General features: G+C 69.9%; 23 protein-coding genes. 11 read left to right on the top strand and 12 right to left on the bottom strand.

What is annotated here, in order from left to right; all coding sequences use genetic code 11:
• Positions 1-8: 8 nt before the first annotated feature.
• Entirely contained in the window at positions 9-452 is a 444-nt protein-coding gene (locus MKK52_RS10720) for a cyclic nucleotide-binding domain-containing protein (RefSeq protein WP_243953762.1), read from the bottom strand.
• A 90-nt stretch (positions 453-542) separates the two neighbouring features.
• Between MKK52_RS10720 and MKK52_RS10715 the strand changes: the two genes are divergently transcribed.
• Positions 543-1,322, top strand: coding sequence for an electron transporter (locus tag MKK52_RS10715; protein ID WP_243953761.1), 780 nt, complete (start codon positions 543-545; stop codon positions 1,320-1,322).
• 6 nt (positions 1,323-1,328) lie between these two features.
• On the opposite strand, the gene MKK52_RS10710 is transcribed toward MKK52_RS10715, so the two are convergent.
• Positions 1,329-1,526, bottom strand: coding sequence for a hypothetical protein (locus tag MKK52_RS10710; RefSeq protein ID WP_243953760.1), 198 nt, complete (start codon positions 1,524-1,526; stop codon positions 1,329-1,331).
• 190 nt (positions 1,527-1,716) lie between these two features.
• Here MKK52_RS10710 and MKK52_RS10705 point away from each other — a divergent pair, with 190 nt between their 5' ends.
• The gene (locus tag MKK52_RS10705; RefSeq protein WP_243953759.1) at positions 1,717-1,905 is read left to right on the top strand and encodes a general stress protein; all 189 of its coding nucleotides are present in this window, start codon (positions 1,717-1,719) and stop codon (positions 1,903-1,905) included.
• Between the two features lie 131 nt (positions 1,906-2,036).
• Here the strand turns inward: MKK52_RS10705 and MKK52_RS10700 are convergent, their stop codons facing one another.
• Both MKK52_RS10700 and MKK52_RS10695 read right to left on the bottom strand, forming a co-directional pair.
• Positions 2,037-2,396: a hypothetical protein gene (locus MKK52_RS10700; RefSeq protein WP_243953758.1), complete on the bottom strand. Its 360-nt coding sequence runs from the start codon at positions 2,394-2,396 to the stop codon at positions 2,037-2,039.
• Positions 2,397-2,774: 378 nt separating this feature from the next.
• Positions 2,775-3,578 (bottom strand): response regulator, encoded by an 804-nt coding sequence (locus tag MKK52_RS10695; protein WP_243953757.1) that lies wholly within the window; start codon positions 3,576-3,578, stop codon positions 2,775-2,777.
• A 236-nt stretch (positions 3,579-3,814) separates the two neighbouring features.
• Here MKK52_RS10695 and MKK52_RS27115 point away from each other — a divergent pair, with 236 nt between their 5' ends.
• Positions 3,815-4,105 (top strand): NepR family anti-sigma factor, encoded by a 291-nt coding sequence (locus MKK52_RS27115; protein WP_313898746.1) that lies wholly within the window; start codon positions 3,815-3,817, stop codon positions 4,103-4,105.
• A gap of 87 nt (positions 4,106-4,192) precedes the next feature.
• Here MKK52_RS27115 and MKK52_RS10685 read toward each other — a convergent pair whose 3' ends face one another.
• The gene (locus MKK52_RS10685) at positions 4,193-4,369 is read right to left on the bottom strand and encodes a DUF1328 domain-containing protein (RefSeq protein WP_007568853.1); all 177 of its coding nucleotides are present in this window, start codon (positions 4,367-4,369) and stop codon (positions 4,193-4,195) included.
• Between the two features lie 192 nt (positions 4,370-4,561).
• Between MKK52_RS10685 and MKK52_RS10680 the strand changes: the two genes are divergently transcribed.
• The 3 genes from MKK52_RS10680 (at position 4,562) to MKK52_RS10670 (ending at position 6,931) form a co-directional block, all read left to right on the top strand.
• Positions 4,562-4,753, top strand: a complete 192-nt coding sequence (locus tag MKK52_RS10680; RefSeq protein WP_243953756.1) for a hypothetical protein — start codon at positions 4,562-4,564, stop codon at positions 4,751-4,753.
• Positions 4,754-5,028: 275 nt separating this feature from the next.
• A complete protein-coding gene (locus MKK52_RS10675) occupies positions 5,029-5,940 on the top strand; it encodes a DUF2865 domain-containing protein (RefSeq protein ID WP_243953755.1) in 912 nt (303 codons plus the stop codon).
• Positions 5,941-6,025: 85 nt separating this feature from the next.
• Positions 6,026-6,931, top strand: coding sequence for an MBL fold metallo-hydrolase (locus MKK52_RS10670; protein WP_409564653.1), 906 nt, complete (start codon positions 6,026-6,028; stop codon positions 6,929-6,931).
• On the opposite strand, the gene MKK52_RS10665 is transcribed toward MKK52_RS10670, so the two are convergent.
• Together MKK52_RS10665 and MKK52_RS10660 are read right to left on the bottom strand one after the other, a co-directional pair.
• Positions 6,889-7,668, bottom strand: coding sequence for a DUF1499 domain-containing protein (locus MKK52_RS10665; protein ID WP_243953753.1), 780 nt, complete (start codon positions 7,666-7,668; stop codon positions 6,889-6,891). The two genes, MKK52_RS10670 and MKK52_RS10665, sit on opposite strands and share 43 nt — an antisense overlap.
• Positions 7,669-7,708: 40 nt before the next feature.
• The gene (locus MKK52_RS10660; protein ID WP_243953752.1) at positions 7,709-9,529 is read right to left on the bottom strand and encodes an AsmA-like C-terminal region-containing protein; all 1,821 of its coding nucleotides are present in this window, start codon (positions 9,527-9,529) and stop codon (positions 7,709-7,711) included.
• A 264-nt stretch (positions 9,530-9,793) separates the two neighbouring features.
• On the opposite strand from MKK52_RS10660, the gene MKK52_RS10655 reads away from it, so the two are divergent.
• Positions 9,794-10,534, top strand: coding sequence for a CoA transferase subunit A (locus tag MKK52_RS10655; protein WP_243953751.1), 741 nt, complete (start codon positions 9,794-9,796; stop codon positions 10,532-10,534).
• A gap of 21 nt (positions 10,535-10,555) precedes the next feature.
• Positions 10,556-11,215 (top strand): 3-oxoacid CoA-transferase subunit B, encoded by a 660-nt coding sequence (locus MKK52_RS10650; protein ID WP_243953750.1) that lies wholly within the window; start codon positions 10,556-10,558, stop codon positions 11,213-11,215.
• A gap of 49 nt (positions 11,216-11,264) precedes the next feature.
• On the opposite strand, the gene MKK52_RS10645 is transcribed toward MKK52_RS10650, so the two are convergent.
• From MKK52_RS10645 to MKK52_RS10630, 4 genes are all read right to left on the bottom strand, one after another.
• Complete coding sequence (locus tag MKK52_RS10645; RefSeq protein ID WP_243953749.1) at positions 11,265-11,948, bottom strand: metal ABC transporter permease; 684 nt, start codon at positions 11,946-11,948, stop codon at positions 11,265-11,267.
• 50 nt (positions 11,949-11,998) lie between these two features.
• Complete coding sequence (locus tag MKK52_RS10640) at positions 11,999-12,700, bottom strand: metal ABC transporter permease (RefSeq protein ID WP_243953748.1); 702 nt, start codon at positions 12,698-12,700, stop codon at positions 11,999-12,001.
• 145 nt (positions 12,701-12,845) lie between these two features.
• The gene (gene acnA, locus MKK52_RS10635) at positions 12,846-15,545 is read right to left on the bottom strand and encodes an aconitate hydratase AcnA (protein WP_243953747.1); all 2,700 of its coding nucleotides are present in this window, start codon (positions 15,543-15,545) and stop codon (positions 12,846-12,848) included.
• A gap of 252 nt (positions 15,546-15,797) precedes the next feature.
• A complete protein-coding gene (locus MKK52_RS10630) occupies positions 15,798-16,580 on the bottom strand; it encodes a tetratricopeptide repeat protein (protein WP_243953746.1) in 783 nt (260 codons plus the stop codon).
• A gap of 146 nt (positions 16,581-16,726) precedes the next feature.
• Between MKK52_RS10630 and MKK52_RS10625 the strand changes: the two genes are divergently transcribed.
• From MKK52_RS10625 to MKK52_RS10615, 3 genes are all read left to right on the top strand, one after another.
• A complete protein-coding gene (locus MKK52_RS10625; protein ID WP_243953745.1) occupies positions 16,727-18,124 on the top strand; it encodes a leucyl aminopeptidase family protein in 1,398 nt (465 codons plus the stop codon).
• Between the two features lie 70 nt (positions 18,125-18,194).
• A complete protein-coding gene (locus tag MKK52_RS10620; protein WP_243953744.1) occupies positions 18,195-18,443 on the top strand; it encodes a DUF4160 domain-containing protein in 249 nt (82 codons plus the stop codon).
• Entirely contained in the window at positions 18,430-18,843 is a 414-nt protein-coding gene (locus MKK52_RS10615; protein ID WP_243953743.1) for a DUF2442 domain-containing protein, read from the top strand. The genes MKK52_RS10620 and MKK52_RS10615 overlap by 14 nt, the downstream gene beginning before the upstream one ends.
• On the opposite strand, the gene MKK52_RS10610 is transcribed toward MKK52_RS10615, so the two are convergent.
• Complete coding sequence (locus MKK52_RS10610; RefSeq protein ID WP_243953742.1) at positions 18,840-20,012, bottom strand: M20 aminoacylase family protein; 1,173 nt, start codon at positions 20,010-20,012, stop codon at positions 18,840-18,842. The genes MKK52_RS10615 and MKK52_RS10610 overlap by 4 nt on opposite strands.
• Positions 20,013-20,028 lie beyond the last annotated feature (16 nt).

The following is a 20,028-nucleotide window of genomic DNA, read 5'->3' as shown; positions in this document are numbered from 1 at the left end:
CGGACGGATCAGCCCCGGCTTTCCGCGAGCGCCTGGTTCGTCTGTTCGAGGCGCGTCGCCAGGACCCGCATCAGCGCGATGCTGATCTGGGGGAACTGCGCCAGCAATTCGAGGAACACGCCCCGGTCGATGCGCAGGGCCGTGACGGCGGTCTCGGCCGTAATCGTCGCGGAGCGCGGCTGGTCCGCCAGGATGCCCATCTCGCCGACCAGCGCGTCGGCGCCCAGGAGTGCGAGGCGCACCGGCCCCGCCGGGCCGTCGATGCTGACCTCCGCGCTGCCCTCCAGGATGACGTAGGCAGCGTCCGACACGTCGCCCCGCGCGAAGAAGCGTTGGCCGGGTTCGAAATGCACCCGCTCGCTGGTGAAGGCGAGGAGCTTGAGACGCGCCGGCTCCACCTCCCGGAACAGCGGGACCTGGCGGAGGGACGTTACCTCGGTGTCGAGGGTCATGCGATGCTCCGCGACCGGGAAGACGATCGGACGACGTCTCCTCGCCCGGCGCGTTCATCCATGCGGCTTGTCCGGTCTTTGTCCAGTCCCGTGCGGTTGCTGGCTCTCGCCGCCCTGTTCGCATTGGCGCCCGGCGGGTTCGCCGAGGCTCGCCTCGCCCGCGCCGAGCTCGACCGGGTGGCGTTGGCCCCCGCGCCCGGCGCGCGGGCGCCCCTCGACCTTCCCGTCACCGACGCGCTGACCGGCGAGACGACGCGGCTCGGCGCCGTGCTCGACGGCCACCCGGCCCTGCTCCTGCCGGTGGATTACACCTGCGGCAATGTCTGCGATCCGATGATCGGCCTGTCGGGGGACGCCCTCGCCAAGACCGGGCTCGATCCGAAGGACCGGCGCCTCGTCCTCGTGGGCATCGACCCGAAGGACGACGCGGCCACGGCCAGGGAGAGGATCGCCGCGATCTGGGGCGACCGGCCGGCGCGGCCCGTGACCCTCGTCGCGGATGCGGCCGGCATCACCCGGCTCACCGGCGATCTCGGCTACCGCTACGCCTACGACGAGGCCAGCGACAGCTTCGCGCACCCCGCTGCCGCGCTGCTCCTGACGAGCGACGGACGGCTCGCCCGCGTCCTCTCGCCCCTCGCCCTCGACGGGAAGGACCTGCGCCTCGCCCTCACCGAAGCGGGCGAGGGACAGGTCGGCACCCTCTCCGACCGCCTCGCCCTGCTCTGCTACGGCTACGACGCGGCGAAGGGCGTCTATACGCCGCTGATCGCGCGTATCCTGACAGTGGCGGGGGTGGCGACGATCCTGGCCATCGCCGGCCTGATCCTCGTGCTCATCCGCATTCGCCAGCGGCAGGAAGCCGCCTGATCACCCTCAGCGCTTGGTGACGAGACCCTGCTTCTGCCCATCGGGGGCGGCGCGCTTGGCGCTGGCGTTCGGCTGGGGCGAGTCGACCGGGTCCTCGTGGGTCGTCGGACGGGCCGCATCCTCGGGCGCCGGCATGGCCGGAAGGGGCGCCTCGTTCGGGGCGACCGACTTCGCGCCCTCGTTCACCATGTTGCGATTGGTCATCCGCTGAAATCCTGCGCTGCAACAAAACGGCCAATGCACGTGGACCGCGATGTAGTCGCCAACGTTTTCGCAAGCGCGGCGGTTGCTGCCAAGCTCAGGTGCGGTTTCCGGCCTAGCTCGCAGGCCTAGCAGGAACCTTGGTTATTGCTGAAGGTTGTTGCCGAGTGCAGTGAAGCCTGAGGAGGAACTGATGGCATCCGGAAACTCGACCTCGAAGCGAGGCTTTGCCTCCATGGATATCGAGCGTCAGCGCGAAATCGCGAGCAAGGGCGGCCGCTCCGTGCCGGCCGAGAAGCGCTCGTTCTCGCAGGACCGCGAGCTGGCCTCGACCGCCGGCCGTAAGGGTGGCCAGTCCACGGGGACCGGTCGCGGCGAGTGATGTGTGAAGCGTGAGTTGCGTACGGCGCCGCGTCCCCTGGAGCGGCGCCGTTTTCATATGTGCCGTCATCCTTCAGGTAACAAAAAAGCCCCGCTCGAAGCGGGGCTGTTTTTTGTCGGAGCGGGATGACGTCAGGAGATGCAGCGGCCGGGAACCATCCGCCGGGCTTCGGGGCCGACGAGGGAGCTGAGCGGAGCCTCGCAGCCTTCGCGCTGGAAGCGGCGGAAGGGCTTGGCGGGCATCGGGCCTGTGGGGATCTGGATCTCGCTCGCCACGGGGCCGCGAATGCCCTTGTCGATCCCCGCGACGCGGGTGGGGCTCAGGGCGAGGGAGGCGGGACGCATCCCTGGCAGGACCATCGGCGCGGCCGGGGCCACCACCGGGAGTGACGGGGAGAAATGGTCGGCCGTCTCGCGGACGACCGGCTGCGCGAGCACGGTGAGCAGAGCCGCCGGGGCACCGATCCCGAGAATGACACCAGACCGCCGCATCACCGTGACCTCACGAGGAGCTTGACAGGATGTTCTGATAACGCCGACTGCGTTATGCGGTTCCTCCACTGTCATGCTTCTTTAACGTGTCAGTATTCGCGCTGCGCCGGGGACGGCGTGCGGAGTCGCACCCCCGTTATCCACAGCCCCGCCGTGTGACGTAAAAATCACGTCGCAAATTAAAAAGCGCGGAACCGGGGTGCCGTGGCGCCGTTTTGTCCTCACCCGGCCACTTGGTCCTCCCCGCATTCCCCTTGTGCATCGGCCGGAACCTCTTTGACGGGCTGGAGCGTGCTCCGGCCCGTTTCTTTATGTCCGGACACGAAAAAGCCCCGGCCGGGGCCGGGGCTCTTGCCGAACGAGAGAGGTTCGGGTGGATCAGGCCGACTTGGCCTCGCGGCGGCGGGCGGTCTGCTGGAAGAACAGTGCCTGGCTGATCACCGCCGACACGTTGGCCGGCTGGAACGGCTTGGCGATGAGGAAGGCCGGCTCGGGACGCTCGCCGGTGAGGAACCGCTCGGGATAGGCGGTGATGAAGATCACCGGCACCTCGAAGGTCTTCAGCAGGTCGTTCACCGCGTCGAGGCCCGACGAGCCGTCCGCCAGCTGGATGTCCGCCAGGATGAGGCCCGGACGGTTCTCGCTGTTGGCGATCTTCACCGCCTCGGTGCGAGTACGGGCGACGCCGATCACGTTATGGCCCAGGCCCTCGACCAGCGCCTCGAGATCCATCGCGATGAGCGGCTCGTCCTCGATGATGAGGATGCCGGTCGCCATGTCGGCGGCGAGCTCGCGCCCGGCCTCGTCCACGAGGTCGCGGACCTCGGCGACGTCCACGCCCAGGATCGTCGCGGCATCCTCTTCCGAGAAGCCTTCGAGGCAGGAGAGGAGGAAGGCCTGCCGGGGGAGCGGCGTGATCTGGCCGAGGCGGACTTCCGCCGGGAGGTCGTGCTGCACCTGCTCGCTGCGGCCGTTCACCGAGAGCGAGTTCCAGATCCGGGTAAAGACGCGGAACAGGTCCGCCTTGATGTTGGTGCTGCGCCCGAGCGTATCAGGCTCATTGACCAAGGTCTCCAGGGTCGCCGCCACGTAGGCATCACCCGCCACCTGGCTGCCTGTCAGCGCACGCGCATAGCGGCGCAGGTACGGCAGATGCTGCACCACGAGTTGCGATGTCGACATTCGTTCTACCTGTGCCTCGCCTTTGATCGCAGACCCCGTCCCACCGCACTGGGTCGGAAAGGTGCCCGGACCGTGGCTATTTAGATCCTTGGCCTCCCGCCCAACGCGGGGACCGCGGCTCCGTTCCGCACAAAGCGGAACCGAACTGCGGAGCGGACGTTGCCGCCGAAGCCATGACGCAACTCGAGCCGCAGCACAATGTGGCCTTGTGAGAGCATGCAGCAAGGGGCGCTTGGATGACGGTCGAGAGATCTGGAGAGGATCTCCGAAGCGAGATGTCCGTTGCCCGAGCCAGTGGCGAGACGGTTGAAGGTGACATGTTGACCGAGAGACCGGAAAACGACGACCCCCAGGATCAGGGCGGCGAGCGGGAATCGCGCAGGGCGGCGACGCTCTCGCCGCAGATCCGCGACCGCATCGCGCTCCAATTGCGTTCGATGTACGATTCCGTCGCAAGCCAGCCCGTGCCGGATCGGTTCGCCGACCTGATCGCCCGCCTCGATGCCAACGATCGCGAGCCCGGCTGATCTTTATCCTCGTTTGTCGGTTCAAAAACGAAAAGGGCCGCTCCGATGGAGCGGCCCTTTCCGTATGATCGCCGTGGCGACCCGTCGTTACAGTGTCGGCGAACGGCCGCGCATCAGGCCGACGACGGCCGAGATCGCGAAGAGAACGATCGCGACGAAGAACACCAGCTTGGCAGCTTCCATCGCGGTGCCGGCAATACCGCCGAACCCGAGCAGAGCGGCCACGAGGGCGACAACGAGGAAAGTGACGGCCCAACCAAGCATCTCGAAGATCCTTCTAAAGCTGCGGCACGTCCGAACGTCCGTGCTGTCATTGCCTTGAAAACGCCAAGTTTCAGCTACGGTTCCAATGCTCGGAGCCATTGTGTCGCAACGTTTCGTGCATGACCCGATGAGGAACAGTCGGCACCGGACGGCGTTCGTCAGAGGGTCAAGGACGCCTTCGCGAGGTGAGCGATGCCGGAATTCGGGTTCACGACTGCACGCAAGGCGCGCGCCTCCGGATTGGGCGCGGTGAAGACCCGCCTGTCCGGCCTCGGCAAGGCGATGGCCGACTTCGTGGACAGCATCGTGCGTGGCCTCGGGCCGCCGCCCGTGCTCCAGCCGATTCCCGTCCGCGTGCGCGACCCGCGTCGGGTCCGCAACTGAGCCCCGACCTCGTGCCGCAAAGAATGTCTTTGCGAATCTCTCGCCACTGAAATCAGTCATCGCCCGGCGAATTTGCGTCGGATTTTGGGACATCTCGCGAGGAATGCTCTTCATCCGTTGTTTACCGGTGTTGCCCGGCCGCGCCCTGCGCGCCTAAGTCGCGTATCGCGGGATAGCGCGCGCTCCGGGGGACGATCGTGTTGCAGCTTTTGGGGGGACGTCGCCTCGTCGCGGCGCTCGCCGCCGGCATCGCGTCGGGCGGGAGCCGTCGCCGAATGCTTGGCACGGCTCTCGCCGGGCTGATCCTCGGCCTCGGTTCGGTCTCCGTGGGCAGCACCCTCGTCCAGGCCTCGGAACGGGACGGAATCGCCGGCTTCTTCGAGATGCTGTTCGGGGGCGGCGCCTCGCGTCAGGCCGAACTGCGCGCCCCGCCCCAGCCGACCCGCTACAACGCCCTGCCCCGCCCCAGACTCGACCGCATCCCGAGGCGCGTCGTGCATACACCCCGCCCGGAATCCTTCCGCTACGCGACCGCAGAACGCCGCCGCGCCGTGAAGCGGACTGAGGTCGCGGCCCTGTCGCCCGGCCGGAGCGGCGACACCACGGTCTGCGTGCGCCGCTGCGACGGCTACCTGTTCCCCCTGGGCGCCCTGCACGACAGGTCCGACCTGCCCCTGCACCGGAGCGCCTGTGCCGCCGCCTGTCCGAACGCGGCGACGGAGGTCTTCACCCTCGCCGCCGGCGATGCGGAACTGGAGCACGCCGTCGGCCCGAACGGGATGCCCTACCGCGCCTCGGCGCTTGCCAACGTCTACCGGCAGCGGCGGGTGACGGATTGCTCGTGCCAGCCCCTCGGCAAGGCGGTCCACGCCGCCCTCGAAGCCGACACGACCCTGCGCCCCGGCGACATCGTCGCCACGGGCACGAGCGCGCAGGTTGTCACCCGCGTCCGGGCCGGCCGGGTCGAGTTGCGCGACTACCGCCGGGCCGCCATCGGCCGGGCCGAAATGCGGGCCATCGAGGCGCGGGTCGGCACGATCCGCCGCGAGGCCGCCGCCCGCAGCTTCCGCCAGCAGCTCCGCGCCGCCGAGCGCACGCCCATCGTGCAGGTGGCCGGCGCGGGGGACATCGCCCTGCCCGCAGCCCCGGCGCTCCGCGTCGTCACGCCCTCGCCCTACCGCCGCTGATCGGCCGGTCCCGCCTCCGCGCGAAATGCGCTAGATGCGGGCCATGGCAGAGAGCGACGACACCACCCCCGCCCTGAACCCGGCCATGCCGGAGCCGGGCCGCCTCGACACGGTCGCGCCGCTGATCCGGCGGCGGGTCGCGGGCAATCGCGGGCCGTTCACGGCCACGGGCACCTGCACCTACGTCGTCGGGCATGGCCGGGTGGCGGTGATCGACCCCGGCCCCGACGAGGCCGCCCATCTCGAAGGGCTGCTGGCCGACCTGTCGGGCGAGACCGTCGAGGCGATCCTCGTCACGCATACGCATAAGGATCATTCACCCGGCGCGCGGCGGCTCAAGGCCGCGACGGGGGCGCCGATCCTCGGCTGCGGCCCACACCGCGCGGCGAGGCCGTTGGGCGAGGGCGAGATCCCGGCCCTCGACGCCAGCGCCGACCGCGAGCACCACCCCGACCGGGAACTGCGCGAGGGCGAGTCCGTCACCGGGCCGGGCTGGACGCTGACGGCGATCGAGACCCCGGGTCACACGATGAACCACCTCGCCTTCGCCTTCCCGGAGGCGGATGCGCTGTTCTCGGGCGATCACGTCATGGCGTGGTCCACCACGGTGGTCGCGCCGCCGGACGGGCAGATGCGCGCCTACATGGAATCCCTCGACAAGCTGCGCGGACGGGGCGAGGCCGTCTACTGGCCCGGCCATGGCGGGCCGGTGCGCGAGCCCGCCCGCTTCGTGCGCGGCCTCGCCGGGCATCGTCGCCAGCGCGAGGCCGGCATCCGCGCCCGCCTCGCCGCCGGGGATGAACACGTCGCCGCCATCGTGGCGGCGGTCTACCAGGGGCTCGATCCGCGCCTGCGCGGGGCGGCGGCGCTCTCGGTCTTCGCTCACCTGGAGGATCTGGTGTCGCGCGGGCTCGTGGACTGCGAGGGCCCGCCCCTCCTGCACAGCCGCTATTTCGTGGCGAGCGCGAGGTTGGACACGTCGTCGAGATAGGCGCGGATGCGGTCGGCGTTGCCGCCGAAGTCGCGGCTTCCGAGCCGGGAGGCTGAGCGCACGTCGATCCGCGCCCCGTCGGCGCGGGGGCGCACCCGCACCGTCACGTCGTCGGGCAGGTTGAGCACGAGCCCGCGGGCGATGGCGTCGATGCGCCCCTGCCCCATCCGTCCGCCGGGGCGGATCGCCTCCACGATCTGCCACTTCCGCTTCAGGGCCGCCTGACGGGCGAGTTCGAACGCTTGGTCGGCGTCGATGTCGAGGGTGAGCGGCGCGATCTGCGGATAGGCCTTGCGCTGGATCTCCCGCACGGCACGCGGCGGCTCGGGCGGGATGCGCCCGTCCCGCGCGGCGAAGGCGACGCGGGAGCGCGAGAAGGCCGGCGGCGAATCCGGGTCGGTGGAGATGTCGGACAGGGCGGGCAGCCGCACCCCGCGCAGGCCCGCATAGGCCGGGTAGGCCAGCACGAGCATGGCGAGGAACAGCCCGCCCAGGGCCGCGCCGAGCCCCCGCGCGCCCTCCCGCCAGACGCGGACGAAGGCGAAGGCCGCAGCCAGGATCGCCAGGACCGCCACGGACAGCCCCGCCGCCAGGGCGACGAGGGCGGCGGACACGTCGGCGCGCGGATCGCGCACGACGAGAAGCGCGATTCCCGTCGCGAGGAGCGAGAAGACCGCGAGGTGCCGGGCCAGGGGGCCGGCACGGGTAACGGGGTCCTCGACGAGCAGGCGGCGCATGGCTCTCCCATACCCGTCGGCGGCCCCGTCTGCCAGACGGCTAAGGCGCGTAGGCGCGGATATCGACCGGCAGCCCCAAGGCCGCCGGCACCTGCAGGATGCCCCGCATCCGCGCGAAGGTGGAGGTCTGCCCCGCCGGGTCCTCCGCATCGCCACGCTGCGCCTCGGTGGTCAGCGCGTCCCAGGGCCCGGCGATGGCGATGCGCACCGTGCGGGCGCCGTCGAGCGACGGGCGGGGGGCCAGCAGCGCCATCATGTCGAGGCGCTGGCCCGGCAGCGAGACCTGTCCCCGCAGGGTCGCGGCGACGCCCGCGCCGCGCAGATCCGCCTCGGTGATCTCGCCGATCCCGTCCGCGAAGCGCATGGCGATCATGGCCTTGTCGAAGCCGGTGCGTCCGTTCCGCCGGGCGAGCGCCCCCGGCGCGAGTCCGCCGTTGCGATGGATGACGTCAGAGAGGTCGAGCCCGGACAACGCGCCACCCTCGATGGAGACGCTCGCCTTGCCGCCGATCCCGGCGACGAGGGACGCCACGTCCTTGCCGTGGCTCTCCAGGCTGAACTGCCCCTGGAGCGGCCCCGTCACCCAGCGGGTGCCGCCGAATTCGCTCATCAGCCCGCCGAGATCGACCTGATCGAGCCCGCCCTGGGCCTTCATCTCGGTCTCGGCCGGATCGGCGCCCCGGGACAGGGTGAGCCGGCCCTTCAGGATCCCGTCCTTCAGCCGTGCGCGGTTGACCGCGACCTCCACGGCGGCGTCACGGACGAGGACGCTCGCGGCGAGGTCACCCAGGACGAGCGGGCCGACCTGCCCCTCGGAGGCCGACATGCGCAGGTCGAGGTCGCCCCGGCTGAGGGGGGCGAGGGCCACGGGGGCGCGGCCATCCGCGAACAGCTTCACCAGGGCGCCGGCCAGCGGCGCGAGGTCGAGCCGGTCCGCGGCGAGCGTCGCCTGGACCGAGAGGCGCGGCGCGTCTCCGCTGCCGAGGGAGAAGGCGCCCGCCCCCTCCATCGCCGTGCTGCCGGTCCCGATCCGCAGGATCGGCCAGGAGACCACCCGGCCCTGCGCCTCGAACGCCCCCTCTAGACTGAAGGCGCTGGTGAGCGGCGCGAGCGGCGCGTCCCAGCCGAGCCAGGCCAGGGTCTCGGGCAGGGAGGTCGTCTCGAATCGGGCGCGGCCGGAGAGGGACGGCGAGCCCGCCGCCTCGGCGGGCAGGAGCGCCGTGCCGTCGAGGCTGAGCCCCCCGCCCGGCCACGTCGCCTCAGCGACGAACGGGCTGCCATGGCCGTCGATCAGGTCGGACGGACGCAGGCGCGACAGCGACAGCCGGGCCGGCACGCCGCGCCATGTCAGGCCGGCCGTGGCCGCGACGGTGCCGCTCCAGAACGGCCACGTGATGTCGATGTCGAGGCCGCGCACCTCGTCGCCCGCGCCGACATCGGCCCCGGAGACGGTGATGCGGGGCGGGCGCTGCCCGATGCCGACGCCTTCACGGATGCGCGTGAGCGGGCTCGTCCAGGCGGTCCGCTCGGCGGAGAGCCGCCCGCCCTCGAAGCGCAGCCCGCCGATGGGCGAGCGGCCGGTGGCGAGGCCGACCGGGTCGATGTCGGCGGTGAGGTGGGCGTTGTCGATCAGGGTCGGCCCGCTCGCATCCGCGATGCGCACCTCCCCGAGCGACACGGAGGGGAACGGCAGCAGCCGGAAGGAGGCGGGGCCGGAGGCCGTCAGGGTCAGGCCGTAGGCCGCGAGCGGCCGGTCCGCGAAGGCGACCGCCCGGTCCGTCCGCATCGGCCAATCACGCAGGCCGAGCCCGGAGACCGCGAGGGCGCCGATAGCGAGAAGGATGGTCGGGCGGCGCGACATCGGGCTCCGGAGGAGCCGCGCCGCGACGCGGCGAGAGAGCCGGCGCGGCCCGGCAGGGCTCGTCGAGTGTCCAAGCCCTTAACGGTTTCCAAGGCTTTTGTCTGCCCGCGCCCCGCCCTCCCCTGAGGAACCTGTGATTCCCGTGCGTAACGGATCGGTCGCGCTGCCGCTCCGGGCACTGGACCCGGGGCCCGGAATGGGGAAGAGCAGGCCCGGATCATGCTTAACGGCTCGGCAGAAGCCGACGGGAGGAAGGACGGTTCGATGCGGAAGGTCTTTAAGGGTCCGACGGAGGCGCTCGCCGGTCTCCTGCGCGACGACATGATGATCATGTGCGGCGGCTTCGGCCTGTGCGGCATCCCCGACGAGCTGATCGACGCCGTCCAGGCGTCAGGCGTGAAGGGCCTCACCATCGTCTCCAACAACGCAGGGATCGACGGCGTCGGCCTCGGCAAGCTCCTGGAAACCCGTCAGGTCGCGAAGATGATCTCGTCCTACGTCGGCGAGAACAAGGAATTCGCCCGCCAGTATCTCGGCGGCGAACTCGAGATCGAGTTCAACCCGCAGGGCACGCTGGCCGAGCGCATCCGCGCGGGGGGCGCCGGCATCCCGGCCTTCTTCACCAAGACCGGCTTCGGCACCAAGGTGGCCGAGGGCAAGGAGACCCGCCAGTTCGACGGCGAGGATTATGTGATGGAGCGCGGCCTGTTCGCCGACATCGCCCTGGTCCACGCCCATACCGGCGACACCGAGGGCAACCTCCGCTACCGGATGACCGCGCGCAACTTCAACCCGATGATGGCGACCGCCGCCAAGGTCACGATCGCGCAGGTCGAGAACCTCGTGCAGCCCGGCGAGATCGACCCGGACACGATCCACACGCCCGGCATCTTCGTGAAGCGGATCATCGCCGTGAACACCGGCGAGAAGCGCATCGAGCAGCGCACCACCCGCAAGCGCAACGACGCGACCCCGGCCGCCGCGGCCGGCGGCGGCACGCACTGATCGAGGGAGAGGAGACCGCACATGGCCTGGACCCGCGAGCAGATGGCGGCGCGCGCCGCCAAGGAGCTGGAAGACGGCTTCTACGTGAACCTCGGCATCGGCATCCCGACGCTGGTATCGAACTACATCCCCGAGGGCATGTCGGTGCAGCTGCAATCCGAGAACGGGATGCTCGGCATGGGCCCCTTCCCCTACGAGGGTGAGGAGGACCCGGACCTCATCAACGCCGGCAAGCAGACGATCACCGCCCTGCCGACGACGAGCTACTTCTCGTCCTCCGATTCCTTCGGGATGATCCGGGGCGGGCACATCAACCTGTCCATCCTCGGCGCCATGCAGGTGGCCCAGAACGGCGACCTCGCCAACTGGATGATCCCCGGCAAGATGGTGAAGGGCATGGGCGGCGCCATGGACCTCGTGGCCGGCGTCAAGCGGGTCGTCGTGGTGATGGAGCACGTCGCCAAGAACAAGGACGGCACCGAGAGCGCGAAGCTCCTCAAGGAATGCGACCTGCCGCTCACCGGCACGCATGTGGTCGATCTGGTGATCACCGACCTCGGCGTCTTCACCATCGACAAGAAGGGCGATGGCGGCATGACCCTGATCGAACTCGCCGACGGCGTCAGCGAGGAGGACATCCGCGCCAAGACCGAAGGCGATTACACGGTCGCGCTGAAATAGCCGTCGAAAGGCCCTCTCCCCGCGTGCGGGGAGAGGGTGAACAGCCGGATTACATGGGTGGGGTCAGGCCGTCCTTGCCGACCGCCACGAGCTTGCCGTTGGCCTTGCCGCCGTCCTTGTCGACCACCGCGAACACCTTCGCACCCGGCTTGAGGACGCTGTTGTCCGCCGGCTCGAAGGCCACGATCGGGGCCGAGGACGGGACGACGATCTGCTTCGAGCCATCCTTGTCGTAGGTGACCGTGAGCGTCCGCTCGCCGCCGGCCATCGGCTTGTCCGCCTTCACGGTGCCGTTGGTCATCGCGCTCTTCACCTTCGGGCCGCCGGAGGTCTCGGCCTTCACCGTGCCGTTGGTCATCGCGCTCTTCACCTTGGAGCCGCCCGTGGCGGTGTGGTCGGTGATCGCGTCCCAGCCGTAATGGCCCTCGGCCGTGCCGCGCATCGACTCGGGGAACAGCACCACTTCGAGGGCGGTCATCGGGTTCTCGCCCTTCGTGGCGGTGCCGATGAACGTGCCGTCCTTGATTTGGTCGAGGCTCGACGGGACCACGGACACGACCTTGGCGCCGGTCAGCGCGATGGTCTCGGTGCCGCCGGACTCGGTCTTGAGCGTGACCGAGCTGGCATCGGCCTTGTCGATGGTGCCGCGCACGCGCTCGAGGGCCGAAGCGCCGGAGATGCCGGCCAGGGTGACGAGGCCGGCGGCGGCGAGGCGAAGGGAAACGAGTGTCATGGGTAATGGTCTCCGGTGAAAGGGATCGGGGGTTCGGGGGACCGAACGGGTCACATCGGCGGGGTCAGGCCGTCCTTGCCGACGGCGACGCGGGTGGCGGTGAGTTTGCCGTCGGCGCGGGTGGCGACCACGAACACCTTCGCGCCCTTGCTGAAGGCGTTTCGCCCGGTGGGCTCGAAGGTGACGACCGGCGCGGACGGGGGCACAAGGATCGTGCTCGACTGGCCGCCGTAATTGACGGTGAGCGTCTTGGTGCCGTCCTTGCCGGCCTCGGCCTTCACCGTGCCGTTGGTCATGGCGCTCTTGACCTTCGGGTGAGCGGTGCTCCCCGTGGTCTCGGCCTTCACGGTGCCGTTGGTCATGGCGCTCTTCACCTTGGCGCCGCCGGCGGCCGTGGTGTCGGCGATCTCGTCCCAGGGGTATTGCCCCTCGCCGGTGCCGCGCATGGCCTCGGGGAACAGCACCACTTCGAGGGCGGTCATCGGGTTCTCGCCCTTGGTGGCGGTGCCGATGAAGGTGCCTTCCTTGATCTGGTCCAGGCTCGCCGGAATCACCCACGACACCTTGGCGTCGTCCGCCAGCGCCACGCGCTCGGTCTTGCCGTCGCGGGTCGTCAGGGTGAGGGCGTTCGGCTCGACCGACTCGATCGTGCCCCGCAACCGCTCGGGCGGGGCGGCCTGGGCGATGGCCGTCAGGCCAAAGAACCCGGCGACGGCGATACCGGCAAGCGTTGTCCTCGCGAAAGACGTCATGAATCATGTCCTGGCTGCGGGACCAGAACATGGGGCGCGTCCGAACGGCGACAAGCTTGCGCGCGATTGATCTGTCCGTACCGTCACGGCACGAAAAAGGGGCGGCGCCAGCGGCACCGCCCCCTTCGTCACATCGGATCGTGCCTTACGCCGCGAGCGAGCGCAGCACGTAAGGCAGGATGCCGCCGTTGCGGAAGTATTCGAGCTCGTCGAGCGTATCGATGCGGCAGGTCAGCGGGACCTCCTTCACCGAGCCGTCCGACGACTTGATCTCGGCGGTCAGGGTCTGGCGCGGCTTCAGTTCGCCCGACAGGCCCTTGATGGTGACGGTCTCGTCGCCCTTGAGGCCCAGCGAATCCCAGCTCGTGTCGCCCTGGAAGACCAGGGGGACGACGCCCATCCCAACGAGGTTCGAGCGGTGGATGCGCTCGAAGCTCTCGGCGATGACGGCGCGGATGCCGAGCAGCTTGGTGCCCTTCGCCGCCCAGTCACGCGAGGAGCCGGTGCCGTATTCCTTGCCGGCGAAGACGACGAGCGGCGTGCCCTCGGCGGCGTACTTCTGCGCCGCGTCGTAGATGAACATCTTCTCGCCGGTGGGCTGGTAGAGGGTGTAGCCGCCCTCGACCACGTTGCCCGACGGGTCGCGGACCATCTGGTTCTTGATGCGGATGTTGGCGAAGGTGCCCCGCATCATGACTTCGTGGTTGCCGCGGCGCGTGCCGTACTGGTTGAAGTCCTGCACACGCACCTGATGCGACTGCAGGTACTCACCGGCCGGCGAGGCCGCGCGGATGTTGCCGGCGGGCGAGATGTGGTCCGTCGTGATCGAGTCGAGGAACAGGCCGAGGATGCGCGCACCCTCGATGTCCGTGACCGGCGCCGGGGTCTTCTGCATGCCGACGAAGTAGGGCGGGTTCTGCACGTAGGTCGAGCCGCCGTTCCAGGCGAAGGTCTCGGCCTCCGTCACCTCGACGCCCTTCCAGTTGTCGTCGCCGCCGAACACGTCGGCGTAGCGGCTCTTGAACAGCGCGGACGAGATGGTCTTCTCGATGAAGCTCTGGATCTCGGCGGCCGAGGGCCAGATGTCCTTGAGGTAGACCGGCTGGCCGTCCGACCCCGTGCCCAGCGGCTCCGTGGTCAGGTCGATCTGCATCGAGCCGGCGAGCGCGTAGGCGACGACCAGCGGCGGCGAGGCGAGGTAGTTCGCCCGCACGTCGGGGTTCACACGGCCCTCGAAGTTGCGGTTGCCCGAGAGCACCGCAGCGGCCACGACGTCGTTGTCGTTGATCGCCTTCGAGACCGCCGCCGGCAGCGGGCCGGAATTGCCGATGCAGGTGGTGCAGCCGAAGCCGACGAGGTTGAAGCCGAGCGCATCCAGGCTGTCCTGAAGGCCCGCCTTCTCGAGGTACTCGGCCACGACCTGCGAGCCGGGCGCCAGCGAGGTCTTCACCCACGGCTTGGAGCGCAGGCCCTTGGCGACCGCGTTGCGGGCGAGCAGGCCGGCGCCGATCATCACGCTCGGGTTCGAGGTGTTGGTGCAGGAGGTGATCGCCGCGATCACCACGTCACCGTGGCCGATGTCGAAGTTGGTGCCCTCGACGGGGAAGCGGCCGGAGATGTCGCCGCCCTTCTTGAACTCGCTCTGCATCGAGCCGGCGAAGCCGGTCTTGGCTTCGGTGAGCAGCACTCGGTCCTGCGGGCGCTTCGGGCCGGCAAGCGAGGGCTGCACCGTGCCCATGTCGAGTTCGAGGGTGTCGGTGAAGACCGGGTCCGGGGTCTGGGCGTCGCGCCACATGCCCTGCGCCTTGGCATAGGCCTCCACGAGGGCGATCCGGCCGTCGGCGCGGCCGGTGACCTTCAGGAAGTCGATGGTCTTCTGGTCGATGGGGAAGAAGCCGCAGGTGGCGCCGTATTCCGGAGCCATGTTGGAGATGGTCGCCCGGTCGGCGACCGCCATGTCGTCGAGGCCGGGGCCGTAGAACTCCACGAACTTGCCGACCACGCCCTTCTTGCGCAGCATCTGCGTGACGGTGAGCACGAGGTCGGTGGCCGTGGTGCCCTCGGGCAGCTTGCCCGACAGCTTGAAGCCGACGACCTCGGGGATCAGCATCGAGAGCGGCTGGCCGAGCATGGCCGCCTCGGCCTCGATGCCGCCGACGCCCCAGCCGAGCACGGCGAGGCCGTTCACCATCGTGGTGTGCGAATCGGTGCCGACGAGGGAATCCGGATAAGCGATCTCTTCCGCGCCTTCCTTCTTCGTCCACACGGTCTGCGACAGGTATTCGAGGTTCACCTGGTGGCAGATGCCGGTGCCCGGGGGCACGACGGAGAAGTTGTCGAAGGCCGACTGGCCCCACTTCAGGAAGGTGTAGCGCTCGCCGTTGCGGGCGTATTCGAGGGCGACGTTCTCGCCCAGCGCCTTCGGGGTGCCGAACTCATCGACGATGACCGAGTGGTCGATCACGAGGTCCACGGGCACCAGCGGGTTGATCTTCTGCGGGTCGCCGCCGAGCGCCACCATCGCGTCGCGCATCGCGGCGAGGTCGACCACCGCCGGCACGCCGGTGAAGTCCTGCATCAGCACGCGGCTCGGGCGGAAGGCGATCTCGACCTCGGCCTTGCCCTTCTGCTCCAGCCAGCCCACGGCGGCGGCCACGTCGGCCTTCTTGACCGAGCGGTCGTCCTCGAACCGCAGGAGGTTCTCCAGGATCACCTTCATGGAGAAGGGCAAGGCGGTGGCGGAGGCGAGGCCGTTCTTCTCGGCTTCGGGGATCGAGTAATAGGTGTAGGTCTTGCCCCCGGCGCTCAGCGTCTGGCGGGCCTTGAAGCTGTCGAGAGATGCCACGGCTGGTCGTATCCTCGCTGCGAATTGATCGAACACGCGCAGGCATAACCCGCGCCACGACGGTGTTCGGCCTGTGAAGCGCCCGACGGGCGCGCGCCGCCCCGGGAGTGCCCGGATCGAACGGTGCGCGGGGGGCGATTTGGACGCCCTGAATGCCGCGCGGCGCAGCCGTGGCCCGTATAGAACGTTTCGAATGTGCCCGCTACAGGGGCATGATGACACCAGCGGGAGGGTGTCGTGCGTGGCGGGACGTCAGCCCCGCTGCGCCTTCGCCAAGCCTTCCTTGAACTTGTTCGGCGAGGCGGCGAGGCGGCGAAGGGCCGCGACGTTGGCGGTGGCTTCCTCGGGGCCCATGTCCTGGCGGAGCACCGTCTCGGCCTCCGCGTAGCGCCCCTTCAGGCCCAGCACGAGCGCGAGGTTCGCCCGCATCTTCGCATCGGCGCCGGGCAGGGAGACGGCCAGCCGCATCGTCTCCTCGGCCTTGTCGAGGTCGCGCGACAGCGCATAGGACAGGCCGAGATTCGATAGGAGCGAGGGCTCGTTCGGGCGGATCTTCAGCGCGGCCTCGTAGAAGCCCTGCGCGCGGGCCTGATCGCCCATCTGCGCCGAGGCCGAGCCTTCTGCCGAGAGGATCCGCCAATCGGGATTGGCCGGGGTGTGGGCGTTGGAGAGGACGTCCAGCGCCTCGCGGTAGCGCCCGGCCTCCACCAGCGACTTGCCGTAGGCGCCGAGGATCACCGTATCCTTCGGGTTGCGCAGGGCAGCCTGCTGCAGGACGGCGCTCGCCTGGGTGATCTGGTCCGTGGCGCGCAGGGCGCGGGCGTAGCGGAAGGCGGTGCGGGCATCGCCCGGATTGGCCTTGTAGGCCTCCGCGAGACCGTCGAGGTCGCGGCGGGCCGAGGCGGCGGCGGCTGCGGTGGGGCTGACGGCGCCCAGGGAGCCCGTGGTCTCGGGGCCTTCGGTGTTGCAGGCGCCGAGCGCGAGGGCGACAGCGAGGACGGCGAACCCGCGACGGGCATTCGAGGCCGAGATCATCTTACGCTCCGCACGCACTCGGACGACGGCGGCCCGGATCGAGCGGACCGCGCTTCTCCGTCCCGTCGTGGCGGTGATAGACCGTTAAGCCTAATCCGGGGTTAAGGGCGCGGCGGGCGCCCACCCGACACAGGGTGCGAGGGTCCATGAGTCATTCCACAGCGGCGCAGACCAGCTCCATTGCCGAGCCTCTGCCGGCCGACACGCCCGCCATCGGCGTGACCTGCCTGCGCGCGAGCGGCTGGGAGGACGCCTTGACCGCGACCGAGCGGGCCTTCGCCTGGGCGACGGGCTTCAGCGCCAAGGCCGGCAGCCTCGCCTACCTGCCGGCGGCGGACGGAAGCCTGTCGCGGGTGCTCTTCGGCCTCGGCGACCCGGACGCACCGGGCGCCGACCCGCTAATCGCCGGGCGCCTGCCCACGCTGCTGCCGGTGGGCGCCTATCGCCTCGACGGCGCGCCGGACATCACCACCGCGACCCTGGCGTGGCTCCTCGGCAGCTATCGTTTCGACCGGTACCGCAAGGGCGACGGGGCGAAGGCCTGCCTCGTGACGCCGGACGGCGTCGACGGGGCGGAGGTGACGCGCATCGCCAGGGCGGTGGCCCTGGGCCGTGACCTCGTGAACACCCCCGCCAACGACCTCGGCCCGGCCGAGATCGAGGCCGCCGCCCGCGCCCTCGCGGAGCGCCACGGCGCGGCGATCCGCGTGGTGCAGGGTGACGAACTGGCACGGGAATTCCCCCTGATCCAGGCCGTGGGCGAGGCGGCGACGCGCCCTCCCCGCCTCATCGACCTGACCTGGGGGCCCGAGGACGCGCCGCGCGTCACGCTGGTCGGCAAGGGCGTGGCCTTCGACACGGGCGGGCTCGACATCAAGCCCTCCGCGGCCATGCTCCTGATGAAGAAGGACATGGGCGGCTCCGCCGTCGCCCTGGCGACAGCCGACATGGTGATGGGCGCGGGGCTGACGCTGCGCCTGCGCGTCCTGATTCCGGCGGTGGAGAATGCGGTGGCCGGCAACGCCTTTCGCCCCGGCGACGTGCTGCGCAGCCGCGCCGGCCTCACGGTGGAGATCGGCAACACCGACGCCGAGGGCCGCCTGATCCTCGCCGACGCCCTGGCGCTGGCGGATGCGGAGACGCCCGACCTGATCCTCGACTTCTCGACCCTGACCGGCGCGGCCCGCGTCGCCCTGGGGCCGGACCTGCCGGCCTTCTTCACCGAGGACGAGACCCTGGCGCAGGAGGTGGCGCAGGCCGGCGCGCGGGCAATCGACCCGATCTGGCGGATGCCCCTGCATCAGCCCTACGCGTCGATGCTCGATTCGAAGATCGCCGACCTGAACAACGTCTCGAACGGCCCCTTCGCCGGGGCGATCACGGCAGCCCTTTTCCTGCGCCGCTTCGCCCCCAAGACGAAGCGCCACGGCCATTTCGACCTCTACGGCTGGAACCCCTCCTCGAAGCCCGCGCGCCCCGAAGGCGGCGAGGTACAGACCGCGCGGCTGGCCTACGCGCTGCTGAAGGGACTCTATGGGGGGTGAGGAACGCTAAACCTGGGGGCAGATCCCGGGCATAATTTCCCAGAGGAGCGCGTTTTGATAGCGATCGGCCATGCCCGTCGTCTATCGATTCGATGGGTTGCGCGTGGTCATCTATCCGAACGACCACCGCCCCGCCCATGTCCACGTGAAGGGTTCGGAGGGTGAAGCGGTCTTCATCCTGCACTGCCCAAATGGACCGCCGAGCCTGCGTGAAAGTTTCGGCTTCAACCGTCGTGATCTCGGTCAGATCATTGACGAGGTGGCTCGGGTGCTCGCAATCTTATGTGCGGAATGGAGTGCCATTCATGGCCGTCACTGAGCAGGACGTCCGAGAGGCCGAGGAGCGGATGGCCGCGCTGCGGCGGAACGGCTTCGCCCTGTCGGCGCGCTACGACAGGGAGGCCGACCGCATCGTCATCGAACTGAGCACGGGCGTTCAGATCGCCTTCCCGCCGCGCCTCGCGGAGGGGCTGGCGGAGGCGGGACCCGACGACCTCGCCTTCATCGAGATCAGCCCGTCCGGTCTTGGTCTGCACTGGCCCACGCTCGATGCCGACCTCTACGTGCCCGCCGTCCTTCAGGGCATCCTGGGCTCGGACGGCTGGATGGCGGCACAACGCGGAACCGCAGGAGGCCGCCCCCGCTCTGCCGTGAAGGCTGCGCCCGCGCGGGAGAACGGCCGCAAGGGCGGTGGACCGCCCAAGGCCGTTGCCAACTAACTCCCCAACGGCAACCCGGTCTCGATCAGCCGTGCCCAGAGGGCGGCACCGTAGGGGGCGGCTTCGTCGTTAAAGTCGTAGAGGGGGTGGTGCAGCGAGGCGCTGTCGCCGTTGCCGATGAACATGTAGGCGCCGGGCCGGCGGCCGAGCATGTAGGAGAAGTCCTCGGCGGTCATCATCGGCGCCACCGCGCGGTCGACTCGCTCCGGCCCGACCAGCGATTCCGCGACGCCGGCCATGAAATCGGTCTCGGCGGGGTGGTTCTCGGTGACCGGATAGCTCGCCCCGTATTCCACCCGGCCCGTCGCGCCGAAGCCCGCCGCGATGTCCCGCACCAAATTCTCCAGCCGGGCCTTCATTGAGGTACGAACCGCCTGCGAGAGGGTGCGCATCGTGCCGCGCATGGTCACGCTCTGCGGCAGGACGTTGAACGCCTCGCCGGCATCCAGCGCGCAGACCGAGACCACCGCCGATTGCAGCGGGTCGAGGTTGCGCGAGACGATCGTCTGCAGGGCGATGATGACGTGGCTCGCCACCAGCACGCTGTCGATGGCGTTGTGCGGCAGGGCGGCGTGGCCCCCACGCCCCTCGATGGTGACGATGAACCGGTCGGTGGAGGCCATGATCGGGCCGGGCCGCACGGCGAAGGTGCCGAGGGCCATGCCGGGGATGTTGTGCATCCCGTAGACCGATTCGATGCCGAACCGCTCCATCAGCCCGTCCTCGACCATCGCCTCGCCGCCGCCCCCGCCCTCCTCGGCGGGCTGGAAGATCAGCACGGCGCTGCCGTCGAACTCGCGCGTGGCGGCGAGGTAATATGCGGCCCCTAGCAGCATCGCCATGTGCCCGTCATGGCCGCAGGCGTGCATCTTGCCCGGCACGGTGGAGCGGTAGGGCAGATCGCGGACCTCCTGGATCGGCAGGGCGTCCATGTCGGCGCGCAGGCCGATGGCGCGGTTCGAGCCGCGGCCCCGTCCCCGCACCACCCCCACCATCCCGGTGCGGCCGATGCCCGTGGCGACCTCGTCGCAGCCGAACTCGCGCAGGCGCGCCGCGACGAACTCCGCCGTGCGCTCCACGTCGTAAAGCAGTTCGGGGTGGGCGTGTAGCGTGCGCCGCCACGCCGTCATCAGGGCGGACAAGGCTTGGATCGGTGCGGGGACGGGCATGCCGGCCTGGAGGGGT

This window comes from Methylobacterium sp. J-067 (assembly GCF_022829465.1).
GTDB lineage: Bacteria > Pseudomonadota > Alphaproteobacteria > Rhizobiales > Beijerinckiaceae > Methylobacterium > Methylobacterium litchii.
This window is presented reverse-complemented; position numbering and strand designations above follow the sequence as displayed.